The 22,565-nt window shown below is 44.3% G+C and carries 23 protein-coding genes; 12 read left to right on the plus strand and 11 right to left on the minus strand.

Features of this window, described 5'->3' with window-relative positions:
• Positions 1-3: 3 nt before the first annotated feature.
• Both BMW86_RS14160 and BMW86_RS14165 read left to right on the plus strand, forming a co-directional pair.
• A complete protein-coding gene (locus tag BMW86_RS14160) occupies positions 4-1,290 on the plus strand; it encodes an amidohydrolase family protein (RefSeq protein ID WP_089782394.1) in 1,287 nt (428 codons plus the stop codon).
• 71 nt (positions 1,291-1,361) lie between these two features.
• On the plus strand, positions 1,362-1,865 hold the full coding sequence (locus tag BMW86_RS14165; RefSeq protein WP_089782395.1) for a pyridoxamine 5'-phosphate oxidase family protein: 504 nt from the start codon (positions 1,362-1,364) through the stop codon (positions 1,863-1,865).
• A 45-nt stretch (positions 1,866-1,910) separates the two neighbouring features.
• On the opposite strand, the gene tyrS is transcribed toward BMW86_RS14165, so the two are convergent.
• Complete coding sequence (gene tyrS / locus BMW86_RS14170; protein WP_089782396.1) at positions 1,911-3,194, minus strand: tyrosine--tRNA ligase; 1,284 nt, start codon at positions 3,192-3,194, stop codon at positions 1,911-1,913.
• Positions 3,195-3,296: 102 nt separating this feature from the next.
• Between tyrS and BMW86_RS14175 the strand changes: the two genes are divergently transcribed.
• The gene (locus BMW86_RS14175; RefSeq protein WP_089782397.1) at positions 3,297-3,995 is read left to right on the plus strand and encodes a TapB family protein; all 699 of its coding nucleotides are present in this window, start codon (positions 3,297-3,299) and stop codon (positions 3,993-3,995) included.
• Between the two features lie 25 nt (positions 3,996-4,020).
• On the opposite strand, the gene rfbD is transcribed toward BMW86_RS14175, so the two are convergent.
• The 6 genes from rfbD to BMW86_RS14205 form a co-directional block, all read right to left on the minus strand.
• Positions 4,021-4,884 carry a dTDP-4-dehydrorhamnose reductase gene (rfbD, locus tag BMW86_RS14180; RefSeq protein WP_089782398.1) on the minus strand — a complete coding sequence of 288 codons (864 nt, stop codon included), beginning with the start codon at positions 4,882-4,884 and terminating at the stop codon, positions 4,021-4,023.
• A 4-nt stretch (positions 4,885-4,888) separates the two neighbouring features.
• Positions 4,889-5,449: a dTDP-4-dehydrorhamnose 3,5-epimerase gene (gene rfbC, locus BMW86_RS14185; RefSeq protein ID WP_089782399.1), complete on the minus strand. Its 561-nt coding sequence runs from the start codon at positions 5,447-5,449 to the stop codon at positions 4,889-4,891.
• Positions 5,450-5,457: 8 nt separating this feature from the next.
• Complete coding sequence (gene rfbB, locus BMW86_RS14190; RefSeq protein ID WP_089782400.1) at positions 5,458-6,513, minus strand: dTDP-glucose 4,6-dehydratase; 1,056 nt, start codon at positions 6,511-6,513, stop codon at positions 5,458-5,460.
• A gap of 84 nt (positions 6,514-6,597) precedes the next feature.
• Complete coding sequence (locus BMW86_RS14195) at positions 6,598-7,536, minus strand: UDP-glucuronic acid decarboxylase family protein (protein WP_089782401.1); 939 nt, start codon at positions 7,534-7,536, stop codon at positions 6,598-6,600.
• A gap of 14 nt (positions 7,537-7,550) precedes the next feature.
• Positions 7,551-8,861 carry a UDP-glucose dehydrogenase family protein gene (locus tag BMW86_RS14200; protein WP_089782402.1) on the minus strand — a complete coding sequence of 437 codons (1,311 nt, stop codon included), beginning with the start codon at positions 8,859-8,861 and terminating at the stop codon, positions 7,551-7,553.
• Positions 8,858-9,997 (minus strand): DegT/DnrJ/EryC1/StrS family aminotransferase, encoded by a 1,140-nt coding sequence (locus BMW86_RS14205; protein ID WP_089783681.1) that lies wholly within the window; start codon positions 9,995-9,997, stop codon positions 8,858-8,860. Before BMW86_RS14205 ends, BMW86_RS14200 begins: the two co-directional genes overlap by 4 nt.
• 105 nt (positions 9,998-10,102) lie before the next feature.
• On the opposite strand from BMW86_RS14205, the gene BMW86_RS14210 reads away from it, so the two are divergent.
• Positions 10,103-11,326 carry a 3-deoxy-D-manno-octulosonic acid transferase gene (locus tag BMW86_RS14210; protein ID WP_089782403.1) on the plus strand — a complete coding sequence of 408 codons (1,224 nt, stop codon included), beginning with the start codon at positions 10,103-10,105 and terminating at the stop codon, positions 11,324-11,326.
• 55 nt (positions 11,327-11,381) lie between these two features.
• Here BMW86_RS14210 and BMW86_RS14215 read toward each other — a convergent pair whose 3' ends face one another.
• Positions 11,382-12,416: a hypothetical protein gene (locus BMW86_RS14215; RefSeq protein ID WP_089782404.1), complete on the minus strand. Its 1,035-nt coding sequence runs from the start codon at positions 12,414-12,416 to the stop codon at positions 11,382-11,384.
• A gap of 128 nt (positions 12,417-12,544) precedes the next feature.
• Here BMW86_RS14215 and BMW86_RS14220 point away from each other — a divergent pair, with 128 nt between their 5' ends.
• Complete coding sequence (locus BMW86_RS14220; protein ID WP_089782405.1) at positions 12,545-13,114, plus strand: thymidine kinase; 570 nt, start codon at positions 12,545-12,547, stop codon at positions 13,112-13,114.
• Between the two features lies 1 nt (position 13,115).
• Here the strand turns inward: BMW86_RS14220 and BMW86_RS14225 are convergent, their stop codons facing one another.
• Both BMW86_RS14225 and accC read right to left on the minus strand, forming a co-directional pair.
• Positions 13,116-13,601 (minus strand): GtrA family protein, encoded by a 486-nt coding sequence (locus tag BMW86_RS14225; RefSeq protein WP_089782406.1) that lies wholly within the window; start codon positions 13,599-13,601, stop codon positions 13,116-13,118.
• Between the two features lie 59 nt (positions 13,602-13,660).
• The gene (gene accC, locus BMW86_RS14230; protein WP_089782407.1) at positions 13,661-15,145 is read right to left on the minus strand and encodes an acetyl-CoA carboxylase biotin carboxylase subunit; all 1,485 of its coding nucleotides are present in this window, start codon (positions 15,143-15,145) and stop codon (positions 13,661-13,663) included.
• 57 nt (positions 15,146-15,202) lie between these two features.
• On the opposite strand from accC, the gene BMW86_RS14235 reads away from it, so the two are divergent.
• The 4 genes from BMW86_RS14235 (at position 15,203) to BMW86_RS14250 (ending at position 18,319) form a co-directional block, all read left to right on the plus strand.
• On the plus strand, positions 15,203-15,868 hold the full coding sequence (locus BMW86_RS14235) for a heme exporter protein CcmB (protein WP_089782408.1): 666 nt from the start codon (positions 15,203-15,205) through the stop codon (positions 15,866-15,868).
• A gap of 91 nt (positions 15,869-15,959) precedes the next feature.
• Positions 15,960-16,622, plus strand: coding sequence for a cytochrome c biogenesis protein CcsA (ccsA, locus tag BMW86_RS14240; protein ID WP_089782409.1), 663 nt, complete (start codon positions 15,960-15,962; stop codon positions 16,620-16,622).
• Positions 16,619-16,861 carry a CcmD family protein gene (locus BMW86_RS32830; RefSeq protein ID WP_177189267.1) on the plus strand — a complete coding sequence of 81 codons (243 nt, stop codon included), beginning with the start codon at positions 16,619-16,621 and terminating at the stop codon, positions 16,859-16,861. Before ccsA ends, BMW86_RS32830 begins: the two co-directional genes overlap by 4 nt.
• Positions 16,862-16,900: 39 nt before the next feature.
• The gene (locus BMW86_RS14250) at positions 16,901-18,319 is read left to right on the plus strand and encodes a Glu/Leu/Phe/Val family dehydrogenase (RefSeq protein ID WP_089782410.1); all 1,419 of its coding nucleotides are present in this window, start codon (positions 16,901-16,903) and stop codon (positions 18,317-18,319) included.
• A 55-nt stretch (positions 18,320-18,374) separates the two neighbouring features.
• On the opposite strand, the gene BMW86_RS14255 is transcribed toward BMW86_RS14250, so the two are convergent.
• Positions 18,375-18,812: a type I restriction enzyme HsdR N-terminal domain-containing protein gene (locus tag BMW86_RS14255; protein WP_089782411.1), complete on the minus strand. Its 438-nt coding sequence runs from the start codon at positions 18,810-18,812 to the stop codon at positions 18,375-18,377.
• A 54-nt stretch (positions 18,813-18,866) separates the two neighbouring features.
• Here BMW86_RS14255 and BMW86_RS14260 point away from each other — a divergent pair, with 54 nt between their 5' ends.
• From BMW86_RS14260 to queA, 3 genes are all read left to right on the plus strand, one after another.
• The gene (locus BMW86_RS14260) at positions 18,867-19,637 is read left to right on the plus strand and encodes an AMP nucleosidase (RefSeq protein ID WP_089782412.1); all 771 of its coding nucleotides are present in this window, start codon (positions 18,867-18,869) and stop codon (positions 19,635-19,637) included.
• Positions 19,638-19,678: 41 nt separating this feature from the next.
• A complete protein-coding gene (locus tag BMW86_RS14265; RefSeq protein WP_089782413.1) occupies positions 19,679-21,382 on the plus strand; it encodes an ABC transporter ATP-binding protein in 1,704 nt (567 codons plus the stop codon).
• 90 nt (positions 21,383-21,472) lie between these two features.
• Positions 21,473-22,522: a tRNA preQ1(34) S-adenosylmethionine ribosyltransferase-isomerase QueA gene (queA, locus tag BMW86_RS14270; protein ID WP_089782414.1), complete on the plus strand. Its 1,050-nt coding sequence runs from the start codon at positions 21,473-21,475 to the stop codon at positions 22,520-22,522.
• Positions 22,523-22,565: the final 43 nt, after the last annotated feature.

Here is a 22,565-nt window from a genome sequence, read left to right on the forward strand (position 1 = left end):
ATCATGAAGCTAGTATCAATATCAATCATATTATTGGCAAGTCTTGCGGCTAATGCGCAGGAATTAATATACCCGGCGCCTGCACAGGAAAAGACTATTTACCTGCAGCATGCTACTATTCATGTGGGCAACGGGCAGGTAATCGAGAACGGGTCGCTGGTATTTTCAAATGGTAAAATCACGGCTGTAGGAAGTAATCTGCCAGCTCCGGCAGCAGATGCGAAAGTGCTGGACTTACAGGGTAAACATGTATATCCCGGGCTGATTGCACCATTGACTACACTGGGTCTTACAGAGATAGAGGCAGTACGTTCCACGAACGATTACAGTGAAGTAGGGGAGATCAATCCTTCTGTACGTTCACTGGTAGCGTATAATACAGATTCCAAAGTGATCAATACCCTGCGTAGCAATGGAGTTCTGCTGGCACAGGTGACACCGGAAGGCGGTCTTATAGCTGGATCATCTTCAGTAGTACAGCTGGATGCATGGAACTGGGAAGATGCGGCTTATCGTACAGATGGGGCTATTCATTTTTATATGCCCAGCCTGTTACAGCCTGCTAATAATCCTGGTCGTAGTGTTCCGGATGATAAGATTAAGGAATCTATGGATAAGCTGAACCAGGTGCGCACTTTTTTCAGGGAAGCCCAGGCTTATAATCAGGAAGATAAACATGCTGTCATCAACCTGAAATTTCAGGCGGTACATAAACTCTTTACCCGTGAGGAAAAGCTGTTCATCCACTGTGATCTTGTAAAGGAAATGCTGGTGGCGGTAGATATTGCCAAAGAGTTTGGCTTTGATGTAGTGATTGCCGGTGGAGCCGATGCATGGATGATAACAGACCTTTTAAAGCAGAACAATATTGCAGTAGTGTTAAAGCAGGCGCATAGTCTGCCGGTGATGCAGGATGATGATGTAGACCAGCCTTATAAGACCGCAGCACAGCTGCAAAAGGCCGGGATCCTGTTTTGTCTGAGTAATGAGGGATTCTGGCAACAGCGGAATCTGCCGTTCGAAGCAGGCACAGCCAGTACTTACGGACTTAGTAAGGAAGAGGCTTTAAGTGCAATCACGTTGAACTCAGCCCGTATACTGGGTATAGATAAAACGACGGGTTCGCTGGAAGCTGGTAAGGACGCCAATATTACTGTCAGTACAGGGGATATTATGGATATGAGGTCCAGTATTATCACGCAGGCTTTCATTCAGGGTAGAGAAGTTAACCTTGATAATAAACATAAACAGTTGTACGAACGTTATAAACATAAGTACGGTCTGAAGTAATGGCATGAAATTTTATTGATTTAAGTGGGACCGTAAACAGGATAGGCCGGTTTACATAAATCAAAATTGTTATGCAATCAACCATGAAAAGAGAAGAGGCGATAAAGAAAGTAACCGAATTAATAAATGAAGTAAGTGTGTGCATGTTCACTACTATAGATGATCATGGGCAGGTGATATCCCGTCCTATGGCTACTGTAGATGTGGATAAAGATGGTAATGCCTGGTTTTTTACCAATGAGTTTTCGGGGAAAGTGATGCAGATCTCTGAGAATAATGAGTTGAATTTAATCTATGCGAATCCGGGTAATAACACTTACCTGAATATATTCGGTATCGGAAGTATCATCATTGACAAGGAAAAAATGAAACAATTGTGGACACCTGCTGTAAAAGCGTGGTTCCCGGATGGGATTGATGATCCCCGTTTGTGCCTTTTAAAAGTGGATACAAAACAAGCATGGTATTGGGACAACTCTTCCAGCAAAATGGTTGTCTTTTTCAATATGCTAACGTCCATTGTTACAGGTAAGAAATACGAAGAGGGAGAATCCGGAGAGTTGGATATAGACTAAAAGAAAGAAGATCAATTGCAGAGAGCAATTGATCTTCTTTTATTGTTATTTAGCGATGATCAGGTAATAATTCCTTCTACCTTTTTGTACAAGGATATATTTCCCTTTCAGGAGTAAAGATGTATCTATTGATTTTTCTATTCCTTCCACTTTCAGCTTATTAATACTAACTCCTCCTCCCTGCACCATTTTACGGGCTTCTGTTTTACTGGGGAAAATAGCTGTTTCTGCCAGGAAGGTAACTATATCTTTACCAGCTTGAAGGTCTGCCAATGACACTTCTACCTGCGGAACGCCTTCCATTACATCCATTAACTGCTCTTCGGTCAACGTCTGTAAGACATCGGCGGTGTCATTACGAAAAAGCAGTTCAGATGCTTTCAATGCAAATTCATAATCTTTCTCACTATGGATAAAGATAGTGAGCTCTTTTGCCAGTCTTTTCTGTAACTGTCTTTGTTCCGGTGCCTGTTGATGAGCTTCGATTAAGGCATCAATTTCAGCATGTTCCAGCAGGGTAAATATTTTGATATAGTTGGCTGCGTCCACATCGGTAGCATTCAGCCAGAACTGGTAAAACTGGTAAGGGGAAGTTAATTTAGGATCCAGCCATACGTTACCATTCTCAGATTTACCGAATTTGCTACCATCAGCCTTTTTCATCAGCGGGCAGGTAAAGGCGAAAGCCTCTCCATCTGCCTTACGACGAACCAGTTCAGTACCGGTTACGATATTTCCCCACTGGTCAGAACCGCCCATTTGCAGTTTACAGTTCTTATGGGTGTATAAATGGAAGAAATCGTAGCCCTGGATCAGCTGGTAAGTGAATTCGGTGAAAGACATACCGCTATCCCCTTCAATCCTTCTCTTTACTGAATCCTTGGCCATCATGTAGTTAACAGTGATGTGCTTGCCTGTATCACGGATAAAGTCGAGGAAACTAATGTTCTGGAACCAGTCAAAGTTATTGACCATCTCAGCCGCATTCGGTTTGGCAGGGTCAAAATCCAGGAATTTCTCCAGTTGGGCTTTAATACCGGCCTGGTTATGTTTCAATGTATCGAGATCCAGCATTTTGCGCTCTGCAGCTTTAAAGGAAGGGTCACCTACCATACCGGTAGCGCCACCAACCAGTGCAAGTGGTTTATGACCAGCTCTTTGCAGATGTACCAGCAACAGGATAGGTACCAGGCTTCCTACGTGCAGGGAATCTGCTGTAGGGTCAAATCCCACATAGGCTGTGGTCATTTCTTTCAGCAACTGTTCCTCTGTGCCAGGCATTATATCCTGTACCATGCCTCTCCAGCGTAATTCTTCTATCAGGTTCATGATTAATTGGGATAATTTTTGCAAACCTAAGAAATATACCGTTGACAAACGGTATCATCAGTAATTTCGTACATTCATCAATTAAATAATCAGCGCATTTGTATGAAGAAATCACTTGTTTTTATTGCAGTTTTAGTGGCGTCGGTGAATTCCCTGTTAGCACAGGACTGTAAGACCTATTATTATCTCCGGAATAATGCAGAAGTGGAGATGAGTGTGTATGACAGTAAGGGAGAAGTTGTTGCCAAAAATTTATACAATGTACTGTCTGTTAATAAAGAAGGTACCGCCCTGGTGTCTGATTTTACGACTACGGTAAAAGATGCTAAGGGAAAGGAACTGTCTTCCGGTAAGGGGAAAGTGAAATGTGATGGAGATAACCTGCTGATAGACATGCAAATGAACATGCCTAACATCCCACAGTTGCAGGCAATGAAAATGGAAACGGGTACCGGCAGTTCTTTCCTGACTTACCCATCCTCTATGAAAGTAGGACAAACATTACCGGAAGGTGCTTTTGAAATGAACAGTAATACTAACGGGATGGATGTAACGCTTCAGTATAAAGTATCTGACCGTAAGGTAATTGCCAAAGAGAAGATTACTACTGCGGCAGGTTCCTGGGATTGTTTCAAGGTGACTTTTAATATCAGTCTTTCTCTGAAAATGATGGCAATGAGTATGCCTTTTGATCTGATTGGTGCGGAATGGTTTGCGCCAGGTTTTGGTGTAGTGAAAACGGAATCTTATAAAGATGGGCAGTTGATGGGGAGTATGAAGATCACAGGATTAAAGAAATAAAAAAAGAGGCAACTGCCTCTTTTTTTTATAAGTTCTTCAGGCACACCTGTAAACTGTTTCTCCAGTAAGGAATTTGCAGTTCGAATGTGTCTTTAATCTTTTGTTTATTGAATACACTGTATGCAGGTCTTTTTGCAGCAGTAGGATATTTATCGGAAGTTACCGGCAGCACGGTGCAGGTAGCGTTCGTCAGTTCCTTGATGGCTACTGCAAAATCATACCAGCTGATTACGCCTTCGTTGCTGTAATGATATACACCGCCATAGCTGGCAGGAACATCATATACCTTGCTTAATACGGTTAATATTACCTGAGCCAGATCAACTGCATAAGTAGGGGTACCTACCTGGTCAAATACCACGTTCAGGGTTTCTTTCTCCTGCATCAGTTCGCGCATACGCTTTACGAAGTTCATACCGAATTCGGAGTACAACCAGGATGTACGGATAACGATAGTAGCCGGGTTGCTACCGATAGCGGCAGCTTCTCCACGCAGTTTGGAACTGCCATAGATGCTGTCCGGATTGGCTTCATCTTCTTCTGTATAAGGGCGGTTGCTTTTACCGTCGAATACATAGTCCGTAGAGATGTGGATCAGCTGTGCATTGTAGTTTGCGCAGGCATCTGCCAGGTTCAGGGCAGCTTCAAAGTTGAGTTTGAAGGCCAGTTCCTCATCAGTTTCTGCTTTATCTACAGCGGTATATGCAGCGCAATTGATGCATCCGTGTATTTCCTGTGCTGCAAAAATGGTGTCGATGGCTGCAGTGTCGGTAATATCCAGCTCTGTATAATCTGTATATACAAAGTTGAAAGCCGGAAAACCAGCTGCCACCTTTTTTATTGCTTGTCCCAGCTGGCCATTGGCGCCGGTGATCAGGATGTTCTTCATGTAGTTATTTATTGAAAACGAAATTATGCGTACAGTTTTCCAGCGTAGGTAACACCAGGTCTTTTTCAGATACCAATGCCTCTTCCAGGTCAATGCCCCAGTCGATTTTCAGTGCAGGATCATTGTAAATGATACCACCTTCGCTTGCTTTATGATAAAAGTTATCGCATTTATACATGACTTCTGCGGTAGGGCTTATTACGGAGTAACCGTGTGCAAAGCCTTTAGGTACCAGCAGTTGCAGTTTGTTTTCGGCAGAGAGTTCTATGGCAAATGATTTGCCATAGGTAGGAGAACCTTTACGGATATCTACTACTGCATCTATGATACGGCCTTCGAGTACACGTATCAGTTTGGTTTGTGCATATGGTTCCAGCTGATAGTGGAGACCACGTAATACGCCAAAGGTAGAGCGGGCCTGGTTATCCTGTACAAAGGGTAAGTTGAGACCGTATTCTTCAAACGCGCGTGCGCTGTAGCTTTCAAAAAAATATCCCCGGTTATCATTAAACACTTTAGGCTCATACACGAGTAAGCCGGGAATTCCAGTTTCGGTAAATGGCATATTTTAATTTATCTTTTTTGATACTGATCACTGTAATATTCCTGGTAAGCACCACTGGTAACGTGGTCCAGCCACTGTTCGTTGCTGAGGTACCATTCTACTGTTTTTTCCAGTCCTTCTTCAAATTGAAGGGATGGGGTCCAGCCAAGTTCTTTATTCAGTTTGGTAGCATCGATAGCGTAACGGAGATCGTGTCCTGCACGGTCTTTTACGAAAGTGATCAGTTGAGCAGAAGTACCGGGAGCGCGTCCCAGTTTCTTATCCATGATGATGCAGAGCAGGTTAATGAGGTCGATATTCTTCCATTCGTTGAATCCGCCTATGTTATAGGTTTCACCAACACGTCCCTTGTGGAAGATGGTATCGATAGCGCGGGCATGGTCATTCACATAGAGCCAGTCGCGGATATTTTCCCCTTTACCGTATACCGGAACGGGTTTGCTGTTTTTGATATTATGGATAGCCAGCGGGATCAGCTTCTCCGGGAAGTGATGAGATCCGTAGTTATTTGAACAGTTAGAGATGATAGCCGGCAGATGATAGGTATGATGGTAGGCCATCACAAAATGATCTGAGCTGGCTTTGGAGGCGGAATACGGAGAGCGTGGATCGTAGTTGGTCTCTTCTGTAAAGAAGCCTTCTTCACCCAGGCTGCCATATACCTCATCGGTAGAAACATGATAGAAAAGTTTTCCTTCCATATCATCTTTCCAGTATTTACGGGCAGCGTTCAGCAGGGTAGCAGTGCCCATTACATTGGTTTTGATGAATGCCAGCGGGTCCATAATAGAGCGGTCTACATGGCTTTCTGCAGCGAGGTGGATTACACCGTCGAATTTATACTTTTCAAACAGTTCGTTGATAAAGGGTTCATCAGTGATGTCTCCTTTTTCAAAGATATAATTCGGTTTATCTTGAATGTCTTCCAGGTTTTCCAGGTTGCCGGCATAAGTAAGGGCATCCAGGTTAATGATCTGATAGTGCGGATAAGTATTCACAAACAACCTAACTACGTGTGATCCTATGAACCCGGCACCACCGGTAATCAATATGGTATGATGCATAATCTGATTTATTACTGGTTACGAATTATGAATAACGAATATAAGTAGGATTTATTCGTCATTCATAATTCGTACCGCGTAATTTTATTTATTTAACGCTTCTTTAAAATAATCGTAGGTGATCTTCAGACCTTCTGCTCTGTCGATTTTCGGTGACCATCCCAGTAATTCCTGTGCTTTTGTGATATCCGGTTTACGTTGTTTCGGATCATCTTTAGGTAATGCCTGGAAGATGATTTTCTGTTTACTACCGGTCAGTTTAATGATCTCTTCTGCGAACTCAAGCAGGGAAATCTCTACCGGATTACCGATGTTTACCGGTAAGTGGTAATCGCTCAGTAACAGACGGTAAATACCATCCACTAAATCAGAAACGTAACAGAAAGAACGGGTCTGTGAACCATCGCCGAATACGGTGAGGTCCTGGCCGGTTAATGCCTGGCTCATGAAAGCAGGCAGGGCACGACCGTCATTGAGGCGCATACGTGGGCCATAGGTGTTGAAGATCCTGATGATACGGGTTTCAACGCCATGGAAGTTATGATATGCCATGGTGATGGATTCCATGAAGCGTTTAGCTTCATCATATACACCACGGGGGCCTATCGGATTTACATTACCCCAGTATTCTTCTGTCTGAGGGTGTACAGTAGGATCACCATATACTTCTGAAGTAGAAGCAACGAGGATGCGGGCGCCTTTTTCTTTTGCAAGACCGAGCAGGTTATGTGTACCGAGGGAACCTACTTTTAATGTCTGGATAGGCATTTTCAGGTAGTCGATCGGGCTGGCAGGAGATGCAAAATGCAGGATGTAATCCAGTTTGCCGGGAACGTGTACGAATTTGCTAACATCATGATGATAGTATTCGAACTGAGGCAAAGGGAACAGGTGTTCTATATTTTTAAGGTTGCCGGTAAGGAGATTATCCATACCTACAACGCTATAACCTTCTTTTATGAAGCGGTCGCACAGGTGCGATCCGAGGAAACCGGCAGCACCGGCGATGAGTACTCTTTTCATGGTAATGTTTTTAATCAGATGGTAGCCGAACGGCCAACGCTTTCGTAATGGAAGCCTAATTCCTGCATACGAGCCACATCAAACAGGTTCCTGCCGTCGAAGATCAGGTTGTTTTTCAGGGTAGCTTTGATCTTGTCGAAATCCGGTGTTCTGAAAACACTCCATTCTGTAGCAATGATCAGTGCATCTGCATTGTTGAGGCATTCGTACTGATGAGGAGCGTAAGTTACCTTATTCCCCAGCAGTTTCTCCACATTGGCCATTGCCTCAGGATCAAATACAGTTACTGTAGCACCTGCTTCTACCAGGGCATCGATCATATACAAAGCCGGAGCTTCGCGGATATCGTCAGTATTAGGTTTAAATGCTAAACCCCACAGCGCAAAGTGTTTGCCTTTGAGGTTGTTTTTAAACCAGGAATTGATTTTAGGGAGAAGGAACAGCTTTTGCTTTTCATTCACGTCCATTACTGCGTTCAGGATCTTAAACTCGTAATCAGCATCTTCAGATGATTTTACAAGTGCCTGTACATCTTTAGGGAAGCAGCTACCGCCATAACCGATACCAGGGAAGAGGAAGCGTTTGCCGATACGGTCATCGCTACCCACGCCTCTGCGTACCATGTCTACATCTGCACCCAGTTTTTCGCAGAGTACAGCGATTTCATTCATGAAAGAGATCTTGGTAGCCAGGAAGGAGTTAGCAGCATACTTTGTAAGTTCTGCAGACTTCTCATCCATAAACAGGATGGGATTACCCTGGCGTACGAATGGCGCGAACAGTTCGCCCATCACTTTACGTGCTCTTTCAGAGCGGGTACCAATCACTACGCGGTCTGGTTTCATGAAATCGTCTACCGCTACGCCTTCACGCAGGAATTCGGGGTTAGACACCACATCGAATTCACCTTTGCAGTTTTGGGCGATTTTAGCGTATACTTTTTCTGCGGTCCCTACCGGAACGGTGCTCTTGTCTATTATCACTTTATAATCCGTGATAATTTTTCCCAGATCTTCTGCTACGCGAAGAATGTAGGAAAGGTCTGCCGAACCATCTTCTCCCGGGGGTGTAGGGAGGGCAAGGAATATTACTTCGGCATCTTTAACGCCTTCTGCCAGATTGGTGGTGAAATGCAGACGATCTTCTTTGAGGTTACGATCAAATAATTTTTCCAATCCTGGCTCGTAAATAGTTATTTGTCCGTTGGATAATTTGTTAACCTTGTCAACATCGATATCCACGCAGATAACATTGTTTCCTGTTTCTGCAAAACAGGTACCTGTAACTAATCCTACATAACCAGTACCTACTACTGTAATCTTCATTTGGAGTTTTGATTTAAAAATGATTGTACTGAATCAATGATGTGTTGTAATTGATCTTGATCCATTTCGGTGTGAATTGGTAACGAAATTACCTTGGTTGTCAGGTCATTTGTAATAGGAAGGTTAAAATCATTTCCCCCCAGGTGTGCAAACATTTTTTGCTGATGAGCAGCGACAGGATAGTAGATCATGGCGGGAACCTGGCGTTCCTGCAGGTATTGTTGCAGGGCGTTGCGGTCTATGCCATTTAACTGAAGGGTATACTGGTGATATACGTGGTAACTGTTGGCAGCGCGGAAAGGAGTAGTGATCTGCGGGATGCCTGCAAAAGCAGCATCGTAAGCGTCCGCTACAGCCCGGCGGGCCTTAATATATTCATCGAGGAGGGGTAACTTGATGTTGAGTACTACAGCCTGAAGGGTATCCAGGCGGGAGTTTACGCCTACCACATCGTGGTAGTAACGGGCAGACTGGCCATGGTTAGCCACCATTCTGATTTTTGCGGCCAGCGCATCATCATTGGTGAAGATGGCTCCGCCATCTCCGTAACAACCCAGGTTTTTGGAAGGGAAGAAGGATGTACAACCGATCTGGCCGATAGATCCTACCTTTTTCACTGTACCATCTTTAAAAGTATAATTGCCGCCTATGGCCTGCGCATTATCTTCTATTACAGGGATATTATGTTTACGGGAGATCTCCATAAGAGGTTCCATATCTGCACTGTGACCGTACAGGTGTACTGGTACGATCGCCTTTGTTTTAGCCGTAATGGCTTTTTCTACCTGCACAGGGTCCAGACAGAAAGTTTTAGGATCTACGTCCACAAACACCGGCTTCAGCCTTAACAGCGCTATTACCTCTGCTGTGGCGATGAAGGTAAATGAAGGCGTAATGACTTCATCCCCTGGTTCCAGGTCCAGTGCCATCATGGCTATCTGTAAAGCATCTGTGCCATTGGCACAGGGAATTACATGTTTTACACCCAGGTATTCCTGCAGTGCCGTGGCGAATTGTTGTACAGGTGCGCCATTGATAAATGCGGCATTATCTAACACTTCTGCCATGGCAGCTTCTACCTGTGGCTTTATTTTTAAGTATTGGCGTTTAAGATCCACCATTTGAATCGGAACCATGTCTGGGATAGATATTTTGTTTAAAGTGAGCAAATTTACAAATTTTGACATAGGAAGGACAGTATCTTTGCCCCGGGTTTAAAATTCAGTAAAAGTACTTATCCTATGGTGGACACTCTGGTCTATAATATTGGTATCCGGTTATACAGGGCAGGAGTGTCTCTGGCTGCTTTTACGGGCAATGCGAAGGCTCGTTTGTGGCTGGAAGGGCGTCAAAACTGGCGGGAGAAAATTCGTGTGGATGCCGGGGTTATATGGGTGCATGCGGCTTCCCTGGGAGAATTTGAGCAGGGAAGACCTGTGCTGGAGGCTATTCATAACAAATACCCGGGTAGCCGGATCGTACTTACGTTTTTTTCTCCTTCGGGTTATGAGGTGAGGAAAAATTATCCCGTGGCGGATCATATATTTTATTTACCACTGGATACGAAGCAGAATGCTAAAGATTTTATAGCAATCCTGCAACCCAGGCTTGCTATTTTTATTAAATATGAGTTCTGGTACCATTATCTCACTACTTTATATAAAAATAATATACCGGTGTTGTTGATTTCCGGCATTTTCCGGCCGGATCAGCCCTTTTTTAAGTTTTATGGGGGGATGTTCAGGGGTTTGTTGAAGAAACTGACCTGGTTGTTTGTGCAGAACCAGGAATCTTTGGATTTGTTATCCGGGATTGGGATTACAAATGCTTCTTTAGCAGGGGATACCCGTTTTGACAGGGTATATGATTTGTTGCAGGAGGCGCCACCAGTGGCAGGGATAAAAGAATTTATTGCCGGCAGGAAGGCGGTGATTGCAGGAAGTACCTGGGAGGAGGATGAGGTTATGCTGGCGGGTTGGTGGAAGCCTGCTTCAGACAGGTGTTTGATTATTGCTCCGCATGAAGTGAATGAAAGTCATATTCAGCAGTTGCTGGAGTTATTTCCGGGGGCAGTGAGGTATTCTGCATTGAAACCGGGATCTGTATTGATTATAGATAATGTGGGGATGTTATCAGCATTATACCGGTATGCGCGGGTTGCTTATGTGGGTGGAGGATTTGGGAAAGATGGAATCCATAATATACTGGAGCCTGCTACTTATAGCAAGCCGGTGGTATTTGGGTCTGTGTTCCATAAATTTCCTGAGGCAGCGAGATTGCTGGTTTTAGGAGGAGCGATCTCTGTTAACCATCAGTTTGCAATGAACAGGGAAATGGAAGCTTTGTTGGAAGATGATTCACTTTGCGCAGAGATCGGACAGATAGCCGGTCGTTATGTGGCAGATAATAAAGGTGCTACTGAAAGGATACTTGATTATATCCAGACGAAGCAGTTGATAAGCTGATTCTTATCTGTATAGATGAGATTGGGTAAGATTTATTTAGACGATCGGCTCAGGCTCAGGTGAAACGTTTTCTTACGATGGAATAGAACTGCTTTACGATGCGGTTATCATCTTCCCAACCCTGACGGATTTTGAGTTCTCTTTCAATCCAGTATTCAGCTTCCTGTAAGGAGTTGAAATCGTTAATTGTCTTGATAGAACGTTCGTAAGTGTCTATATCTCCGCGGAACAATTCCTGGATGAACTGGAATTTATCGTTTATGCCTATGGCATGACGAAGGTCCTTTACAGGCATTTCACCCAGTCTGTCTGCCAGTTCTACCTGGCCCTGACGGAAGCGTTCGTTTAAAGAAGTTGTATTTTGAGCTACGCGCTGGTTAAGTTCTTTGAGTTCTTTATGCAGACCGTTGTTAGTTTCTACCCTGTTGTTGTTCTCTGTCTGGGAGTACAAGGTGATCATGGCAGGCTTTTTCTCTTCCGGTGTTTCTGGCAGAGGAGCCGGAGGCGGAGGAGGAATGGCAGATGGTCTTTGTACGGCAACAGGTTCAGGGATTGGCTTAGGCTCAACCGGTGTTGGTTGTTGTTCGGCAATTGGCTGATAAACAACTTGTTCCGGTGCTTTTGCAGGCTGAGGTGTTTGAGCTGGCTGATATACTGGTGCTTGGGCTACCGGTTCAGGTGCTTGTTCCGGTTTCTGTTCAGCAACCGGCTGAGGTACAACTGGTTTAGGCTGATAGGCCTGATGCTCAGGAGGGACTGGTGCAGCTGGTTGTTGTACAACTGTCTGAGGTTCGGTCACCCTTACAGGAGGTTCAAACTCAGGTATTTTTGCAACAGCAACTGCTTTAGCAGGTACTTTCTCAGTATAATTATAGTTATTTGGATATCCGTTTGCAGATTCATTCAATGTTGCAGAGGGCATAATCACAGCAATATGGCTGGATTCACGATGACCTTCCTGCTTTTGCCTGTTGCGTGTCTGAGTTATTTCAGCCTGCAGCAGTTGGGCATAATAAGATATGGACTGCAATCCGGCATTTGAATTCTTTAATTCCTGTAATTTGTCAATTAATGCACTTATTTTTTCCATAGTCTAAAAAAAAATAAATTGAATGCAAAATGCGTTCCATGCTTAATTGTTAACGCCTGTATCAGAGAATTTATTTTACTTGCATAAAGTTATACCTTTTAATTAACTGTAAATCACAATAGTAGAATATGTTTATTGAACCTTCTCTTGCAGGAGGGCGAAGGGGTTGGATCGAAGTTATCTGTGGCTCAATGTTTTCGGGAAAAACGGAGGAGTTGATCAGGCGATTGAAACGTGCCCGTATTGCCAATTTAAAAATAGAGATTTTTAAGCCGGGTATTGATACCCGTTATGATTTACAGCATATTGTATCTCATGACGAGAGTAAGGTAATGAGCACTCCTATTGAGAACTCACAACAGATCCTGCTTTTGGCTCAGGACGTAGACGTAGTAGGAATAGATGAAGCCCAGTTCTTTGATGGAGAGCTCCCTTATGTATGTGACCAGCTGGCGCTGAAAGGGATCCGTGTGATTATAGCCGGCCTGGACATGGATTATCTGGGCAAGCCTTTCGGACAGATGCCTTTTCTGCTGGCTAAGGCCGATTATATTACCAAGCTGCACGCCATCTGTGTGAAATGCGGGAACATTGCCAATTACTCTTACCGTAAAACAGCAGATACCAGCACAGTGCTGTTAGGAGAAACAGACCTGTACGAGCCAAGGTGCAGACATTGTTATTACGAAGTGAAATAATTTATTTTGCGGACGCTTCTGCCCTGAATGTGAATTTCTTCTGAGTCAGGTAACTGAAACTCACAACAAATAAAGTAGTTAATATTTTAGCGATAGTCGGGTATATATGAAATTGTTCTACGAACAGTTTCATAAACCCGTAGTTGAGGCATATGCAAATGCTTACCAGCAAAAAATAGCGCACCAACTGCACCCGTCCGCGGAGATTGGACTCCGTGAATACAATATATTTACTGAGGAAGAAACCTGTAGGGAAGGTAACGGCCAGGGACATAAACAGGGCCGCGATATGTGCACTTACAGGGATGAATAAGAGATGATAGACTATTTTTTCGTCTAAGAGAAACCTATAACTTACCCAGTATAAAAAAATATCCAAAGCAGTATTACCGCCCCCGCAAGCCAGGTAGCGGAACGTTTGTAGTGGCATTAGTTTGGCGAACGGACGGTAAAAGAAGTCGATCACCATTAAAATAAACGTTCTCATATCAAAAATGTACGGGACAAAACTAGCAAGATTTACCGTTACTGTATCGCGCTTTAGAATTATCTTAACAATTTCCGGGTTTTCCACTTGTCCGGTTGTTGATTCACAGGTGTCTGCCGGGCTTTGCGCTGTTCCCGCTGCCATATTTGCACAGCGAGTATGGCTGCCGCCCGGGCCTCATCCGGCACCGGATGCTGCAATGATTCCGGGGTAAAATACTTCCCGATAAAGTTAGTGTCAAACTGTCCGTTGATGAAAGCCGGTTGCTGTAAAGCCCATCGTCCGAAAGATAACGTCGTACGTATGCCTTTTATTTGATATTCGTCAATAGCCCTTAATAATCTTTCCCTTGCTTCCTCACGGGTAGTACCCCAGGCTATCAGTTTAGCGATCATGGGGTCATAATATATAGGGATATCCATACCGGATTCGTATCCGTCATCTACACGTATCCCATATCCCTGCGGACGGATATACGTACTTAATTTACCGGTATCAGGCAGGAAGTTATTAGCCGGGTCTTCTGCACAGATACGCAGTTCAATGGCGGCTCCATTAATAGACAGGCTTTCCTGGTTAAAGGAGAGTTGTTCCCCCCGGGCTACACGGATCTGCTCTTTTACGAGATCTAATCCGGTGATCATTTCCGTAACAGGGTGTTCAACCTGCAAACGGGTGTTCATCTCCAGGAAATAAAATTTCAAATGTTCATCTACCAGAAATTCTACTGTACCTGCTCCATAATAATTACAGGCACGGGCTACATCCAGGGCACATTTTCCCATGGCGGAGCGGATGTCCGGCGTGAGGCAGGAAGAAGGCGCTTCCTCTATCAATTTCTGGTGTCTGCGTTGTATAGAACACTCACGTTCAAATAGATACACGTAGTTGCCGTGCTGATCGCCCAGGATCTGGATCTCTATATGACGCGGAGCGCTTACGTATTTCTCTATAAATACGGCATCATCTCCAAAGGCGCTCATCGCTTCACTCTTCGCCAGGCGGATCTGTTCTTCCAGTTCTTCCGGGGCATTCACTACCCGCATACCTTTACCACCACCACCGGCGGAAGCCTTGATCAGAATCGGGAAGCCAGTGGTTTTCACCACTTCCTTCGCCTCTTCCAGGCTGCGTAAAGGCGTTTCTGTACCGGGTACCATGGGCACACCAAATTTCTGTGCTGCCTGTTTGGCCGCCAGTTTGCTCCCCATCATTTCTATTGCAGCAGCACTGGGGCCGATAAATGTGATACCGGCATCCGCCACTGCCTGTGCGAAACGCGCGTTTTCACTCAGGAAGCCATAGCCGGGATGAATGGCGTCAGCACCTGTCTGCTTTGCAGCAGCTATAATTTTATCTCCTAAGAGATATGACTGATTAGAAGGAGGGGGGCCTATGCATACTGCTTCATCTGCATATTGCACAAAGGGCATGGTGCGGTCTGCCTCAGAATACACTGCCACAGTTCCTATGCCCATTTCTCTGGCCGATCTCATGATCCTTAAAGCTATTTCACCACGGTTAGCTACCAGTATTTTTTTCATGGAAGCGAATATAGCGGAAAAAACAACTTGCACGCTATTCACTATCTTTGCGGCAACATGAAATCCACCGCATTACATCAAACCATTACACTTGTAAAAAAGGATATATTACTGGAATTGCGTCAGAAATACGCTTTTTATGGTATCCTCTTATACATTGTATCTACTGTGTTTGTAATCAATCTGATGATAGGCAAGCCGGAAGAAAAAATATGGAATGCCCTGTTTTGGGTGGTACAGTTGTTCGTATCTGTGAATGCGATTGCCAAGAGTTTTATGCAGGAGAACAGAGGGCGGCTGTTATATTTCTATTCCCTGGTACATCCGCGCAGCTTCATTGCAGCCAAGCTGATATATAATATCCTGCTGATGGCCATTATGAGTGTGATTGCGCTGGTATGTTGTATTATGTTCCTGGGCAATCCCATTATTAATATATGGTATTTCCTGGCAGTCATTATGCTGGGGGGCATCAGTTTATCCCTGTTGTTCACGATGCTGGCAGCTATTGCGGCACAGGCCAATCAGAATGCGGCCCTGATGGCTATTATGGGGTTTCCTATCATGTTACCGCTGCTGATGATGTTATCCAGCATAGCCCGTTCTGCCTTTATCATTGTTTATCAGCCTGGTTTACCTAAATTATTCCTGATGATGGGGAGCATGGATGTACTGATCATAGCCCTTTCTATGATATTATTTCCTTTCCTATGGAAGGATTAGGATCAATCTGCTATCTCATTATAATCAGTTTACAGGATTTTGAGATTAGTAATAAAACCTGTAGGTTTGCCCCGAATATAGTTCGTTTAAAATGGCAAAGCACTGGTGGAAAGCTTTAGCGGTATTAATTCTTACATACACGATAATAGCCGGATTTACGCATAAAATACCGATTATCGGTACCAACGGACAATCATCCCGCGGACTCTACTTCCATGTACCCATGTGGATCTGCATGTATACAATGTTCACCATTTCTGTAATCAACTCTTTACGTTATTTGTCGGGTTATGATCTCCGTAAGGATGCACTGGCCAGTGCGGCAGGTGGTGTAGGGGTATTTTATGGTGTGCTGGGTTTTGCTACAGGTACCTTATGGGCTACTTACACCTGGGGGAGTACTTTCACCAGTGATCCAAAGCAGATGTTAACCGCTGTGGCACTGCTCATTTATATGGCTTACCTGGTACTGCGTATGTCTATTTCAGACATCGACAAAAGGGCCAGGATCTCTGCTGTATTCAATATTTTTGCATTTGCTTTGTTGATCCCCTTAACATACATTATTCCGCGTATGGTAGACTCTTTGCATCCCGGTAGTGCCTCCACACCTGGTTTTGCATCTAAAGACACGGATAATAATATGAAAATGGTATTATATCCTGCGTTTATCGGATGGACGTTGCTCAGTGTATGGATATTTACCCTCGTTGTTCGTTACAAAAAGTTAGAGCTAAAAAATATTTTTAAATGATCAACAAAGCGTTTTCCTTTTGCTGCACATGTGTGCTGTTACTGCTTTCTTTAATAGCGAATGCACAGCAGCAGGATACAGAAAAAGGCCCCGTAAATGAATTTTTCCGCAGTAATGATAAGATTTATGTGATAGTAGGGGTACTGCTGATCATCTTTGCCGGCATTATCATATTTCTGATTTCGCTGGAACGTAAGATCAGTAAGCTGGAGCAGCGCGATCATCAGGATAGGCAATAAGTCCAACTACATATATTTATACCAAAACAAATTCTACTTATGGCGCAGGAACAAAACATGGACTTCTTTCAAAGTGTTGAAAGAAGCTTCGACAAAGCCGCACAATTCACGAAATGGGAAAATGGCATTCTGGAACAGATCAAAGCCTGTAATGCTGTGTACCGTATGAAATTCCCGGTACGCGTAGGTGATACCATAGAAGTTATCGAAGCCTACCGTGTACAACACTCTCATCACAAACTGCCATGTAAAGGTGGTATCCGTTTCAGCGAAGCGGTAAACCAGGACGAGGTAATGGCCCTGGCAGCTCTCATGACATACAAATGTGCTATTGTTAACGTACCGTTTGGTGGCGCTAAAGGTGGTATCAAAATCAATCCCCGTAATTACACTCCTTTCCAGCTGGAAAACATTACCCGCCGTTATACTGCGGAACTGGTAAAGAAAAACTTTATCGGACCCGGCGTAGACGTACCGGCACCTGATTATGGTACTGGTGAAAGAGAAATGAGCTGGATCCTGGATACTTACATGAGCTTACGCCCGGGAGAAGTAGACGGTTATGGTTGTGTGACAGGTAAACCGCTTTCACAGGGCGGTGTCCGCGGTCGTAAGGAAGCTACAGGTTTAGGCGTATTCTATGGCCTGCAGGAGCTTTGCAATATCAAGGAAGATATGAAGAAAGTAGGCCTGGAACCAGGTATACTGGGTAAAAAAGTGATCGTACAGGGTATGGGTAACGTAGGTTACCATGCTGCCAAATACTTCCATGAAGCAGGTGCTATCATAGTAGGGCTTATCGAGTGGGATGGTGCTATCTATGACGAAAAGGGTATGGACCCCGATAAGGTATTGAAACACAGGAATGATACCGGTTCTATTATCAACTATCCCGGTGCCACCAACCTGAAAAACAATACAGATGGCCTGGAAATGGAATGTGATATTCTAATTCCGGCAGCGCTGGAACAGGTGATCCACAAAGGCAATGCGGCTAATATCAAAGCTCGCATTATCGGAGAGGCTGCGAATGGTCCTATTACACCGGAAGCTGATGAAATCCTGAATAAAAAAGGGGTGATCGTAGTACCGGATATGTTCCTGAATGCCGGTGGTGTAACGGTATCATACTTCGAGTGGCTGAAGAACCTGAGCCATGTACGTTATGGCCGTTTGGGCAAACGTTTCGATGAAAATATGAACATCCATATCCTGGGTGTAATTGAAGATCTGACCGGTAAAAAGGTATCAGACAGAGAACGGAAATTTATAGCACATGGTGCGGATGAAGTAGATCTGGTATATTCAGGTCTGGAAGAAACGATGCATGCTGCCCTGCATGAAGTGCGTGAAATAATGGTAAGCAACCCTGATATACATGATATGCGTACTGCTGCTTATGTGTGTGCTATTAATAAAGTAGGCGCTGCTTACGAACAATTAGGTATTTTCCCTTGATGGGTTATTTGTTTATACAAAGAAAAAGGACTGTTCTTTTCGGACAGTCCTTTTTTTATAAATGAGCTGGTAACTGTGGGATAAACGTCCATTGCTGCTCAATATGCTGGCAACAAAAGGTATTCACTCCGTTTGTAATAACGAGATAAGCGGTGGGTAATACCATATGATAACGGATGATCTGTTCAAGGACTGATTGTGTTAAGGCAACGTTCATTTCCTTACATTCAATAATCATCCAGGGTTTGGTATCCCTGTTATATACCACGATATCACAGCGTTTCTTTAATTCTCCCAGATGAATCTCTTTCTCTATTCCTATCAGTGAAGCAGGGTAGTTGAGCGTTTTTACCAGGTAATTGAGAAAATTTTGTCTTACCCACTCTTCCGGAGTTAGCACCACGTTCTTTTTACGATACCGGTCAAAGATGAAATCTCTGCCGGTTTCCCTTACAATTTTGAAATCAGGGGCAGGGAATTCTATAGCAATCATGGGACGAAGGTAAGAAGATGGACTCTTTTTCGTATATTCGCTTGTCAAAAGGCTATGAAGACAAAAGAAGAAATTGTAGCTAACTGGCTTCCCCGCTACACGGGAGAAAAACTCGAAAACTTCGGGTCTTATATTCTCCTGACCAACTTTAGTAATTACCTCACTTATTTTGCTGAATGGAATGAAGTAGAGATCATTGGCGCCGGTAAACCCATGCAATGTGCTACCGCCGGTGATATCACCCTTATTAATTTCGGGATGGGCAGTCCCAGTGCAGCTACTGTAATGGACCTGCTGAGCGCTATCTCTCCCAAAGCCGCATTATTCCTCGGTAAATGTGGTGGTTTAAAGAAAAAGAATAACATAGGCGATTTGATCCTGCCCATTGCGGCTATCAGGGGAGAGGGTACATCCAACGACTATTTCCCTCCTGAAGTACCGGCGCTTCCTGCTTTCGCCCTGCAAAAAGTAATTTCTACCACCATTCGTGAATATGGCTGTGATTACTGGACAGGCACCTGCTACAGCACTAACCGCAGGGTATGGGAACATGATGTTGAGTTTAAGCGTTACCTGGAAAAGATTCGTGCAATGGCCGTGGATATGGAAACCGCCACTATCTTCTCCGTGGGCTTTTACAATAAAATCCCTACAGGAGCCCTGTTGCTGGTATCTGATCAGCCCATGGTACCGGAAGGCGTGAAAACAGAAGAGAGTGATAAGAAGGTAACCACCGAATTCGTGGAAAGACACCTGAGAATAGGTATCGAATCCCTGAAGAATCTTAGTAACAGCCACCAGACGGTAAGACATCTCCGATTTTAGATTGTGATTCTGCGGATTGTTTCGTAATATGCCAATACTAAATGTTATCAATCCGCCATCTGACCGTTTCATTTCCTGGTACAATAGCCGTGAACGATATTTCACTGGATATTGGTACCAGCGAAATTGTGGGTATAGTAGGAGAGTCCGGCTCCGGTAAATCTGTCACAGCCCTTTCTATTATGCGGCTGGTGCAGCCTGCTGCCGGGAGTATGTTATACGATAATGTTAACCTTTCAGATCTTTCTGAACAACAAATGCGTGCATGGCGGGGTAATGAGATCGCCATGATCTTCCAGGAACCAATGACTTCGCTGAATCCTTTACATACCTGCGGGGCACAGGTGATGGAGGCTATAAGGCTGCATAAGAAGGTCTCTGCACAGGAAGCGCGGGAACAGACCCTGGCTTTATTCCGGCAGGTAAAACTGCCAGATCCCGAATCATTATTGCATCGATATCCACATCAGCTTTCCGGCGGACAAAAACAACGTGTGATGATCGCGATGGCGATTAGTTGTCAGCCCCGGTTACTGATCGCAGACGAACCTACCACAGCGCTTGATGTCACCGTTCAGAAAGCCATCCTCGAATTATTAAAAGAACTGCAGCAGCAAACAGGAATGAGCGTAGTATTTATTACGCATGATCTGGGTGTGATCGCAGAGATCGCAGATAAAGTAGCCGTGATGTACAAAGGCCGGATCGTAGAACAGGGCACTGTACAACAACTATTCACTCATCCGCAGCATCCTTATACAAAGGGACTGCTGGCTTGCCGTCCTCCGCTGGATAAACGTTTATACCGGCTGCCGGTGATCCGCGACTTTATGGAAGTAGATGCAGACGGGTTTATTCATGAGAAAGAGAAAGCGGTGAAAGGACTGGTGAACAGTCTGGAGATACCAACTGCTGAAATCGCCGGCCGGGAACAGCAATTAGCCACAAACCCGCTGCTGCTGGAAGTAAACGACCTGCATACCTGGTTCCCCGCTACCCGTAACTTCTTAGGGAAAACGCTTACCTGGACCAAAGCCGTGAATGGTGTGAGTTTTAATGTGAGAGAAGGAGAAACAATGGGGCTGGTAGGAGAGTCCGGCTGTGGGAAGACAACTTTAGGCAGAACATTATTACGACTGGTGGAACCTACCAGTGGCAGTATCATCTACAAAGGAAAAGATATCAGCAGTTTGTCTGCATCCGCTATGCGGGACCTTCGCAAGGATATCCAGATCATCTTCCAGGACCCTTATTCTTCTTTAAATCCACGGTTAACAATAGGGCAGGCCATCCTGGAACCCATGCATGTACATGGTTTACACAGTAATGATAAGGTGCGCAAGGAGAAGGTCCAGGAGCTGCTGGAGAAGGTGAACCTGCAGCCTGAGCATTACCACCGCTATCCGCATGAGTTCTCCGGCGGGCAGCGGCAACGTATTGTAATAGCCCGGGCATTGGCTTTGCAACCTTCCTTTATCATCTGCGATGAATCTGTAGCAGCGCTGGATGTAAGCATACAGGCACAGGTGCTGAACCTGCTGATGCAGTTAAGGGATGAGTTCGGATTCACTTACATCTTCATCTCCCATGATCTTTCTGTTGTACGATTTATCAGTGACCGTATGATGGTGATGAATAAGGGGAAAATTGAAGAATCAGGGGATGCCAACCAGGTATATGAACATCCTCAAAGTATATATACCCGCCAGCTCATCAGTTCTATTCCTAAAAACATTCATGTATAATTGTCTGTTTATAATGGTATCTTAATCATTTTTTGATTGATACCATAATTATCCTTACTTTTGCGACCTTAAATTCATTCATACCGTAATATGAAACTATCACAGTTCAGGTTCGATCTTCCTTTAAATCTAATTGCACAGCACCCTTCCAAGACAAGAGATGAAGCACGTTTAATGGTGGTAAACCGCGCCACTGGAAAAATCGAGCATAAAGTTTTCCGTGACATTATCGGCTACTTCAATGATAAGGATGTAATGGTGGTGAATAACACCAAGGTATTTCCTGCACGTCTGTATGGCCGTAAGGAAAAGACCGGCGCTAAGATTGAAGTATTCCTGTTGCGTGAGCTGAATAAGCAAAACCGTTTGTGGGATGTGATCGTAGATCCTGCCCGTAAAATCAGGGTTGGTAATAAATTATACTTTGGTGATGATGAATCACTGGTAGCAGAAGTAATTGATAACACTACTTCCCGTGGCCGTACTATCCGCTTTTTGTTCGAAGGAAATGACGAAGAGTTCAAGCAGGTATTAGACACACTGGGAGAAACTCCTCTTCCTAAATATATCAAACGTAAACCTGAAGACGAAGATAAAGAGCGTTACCAGACCGTTTATGCTAAATATGAAGGCGCTGTTGCTGCTCCTACTGCAGGTTTGCACTTCAGTCGTGAGTTGATCAAACGTCTTGAAATCAAAGGTGTAAAGTTTGCGGAAGTAACACTGCATACTGGTTTAGGTACTTTCCGCCCGATTGAGGTAGAAGATTTGAGCAAACATAAAATGGATGCAGAGTATTTCAATATAGATGAATACGCTGTAAAGATCGTAAACAAGGCAAAAGAAGATAACCGTAAGGTTTGTGCTATCGGAACTACTACTGTAAGAGCGGTAGAATCTTCTGTAACCGCACAGAATCTACTGAAAGCTGCTGAAGGCTGGACGAATACTTTTATCCATCCTCCTTACGATTTTTCTATTCCTAATGCACTGGTGACTAACTTCCACCTGCCAAAAACTAGCCTGCTGATCATGGTATGTGCTTTTGCCGGTTACGACCTGGTAATGGAAGCTTACCAACAGGCGATTAAAGAAAAATACCGTTTCTTCAGTTATGGTGATGCCATGCTGATTATCTGATGATAAAAATTTTGAAGGAAGTCCTGCAATTATGCGGGACTTT

Source organism: Chitinophaga sp. YR573, from assembly GCF_900110995.1.
GTDB lineage: Bacteria > Bacteroidota > Bacteroidia > Chitinophagales > Chitinophagaceae > Chitinophaga.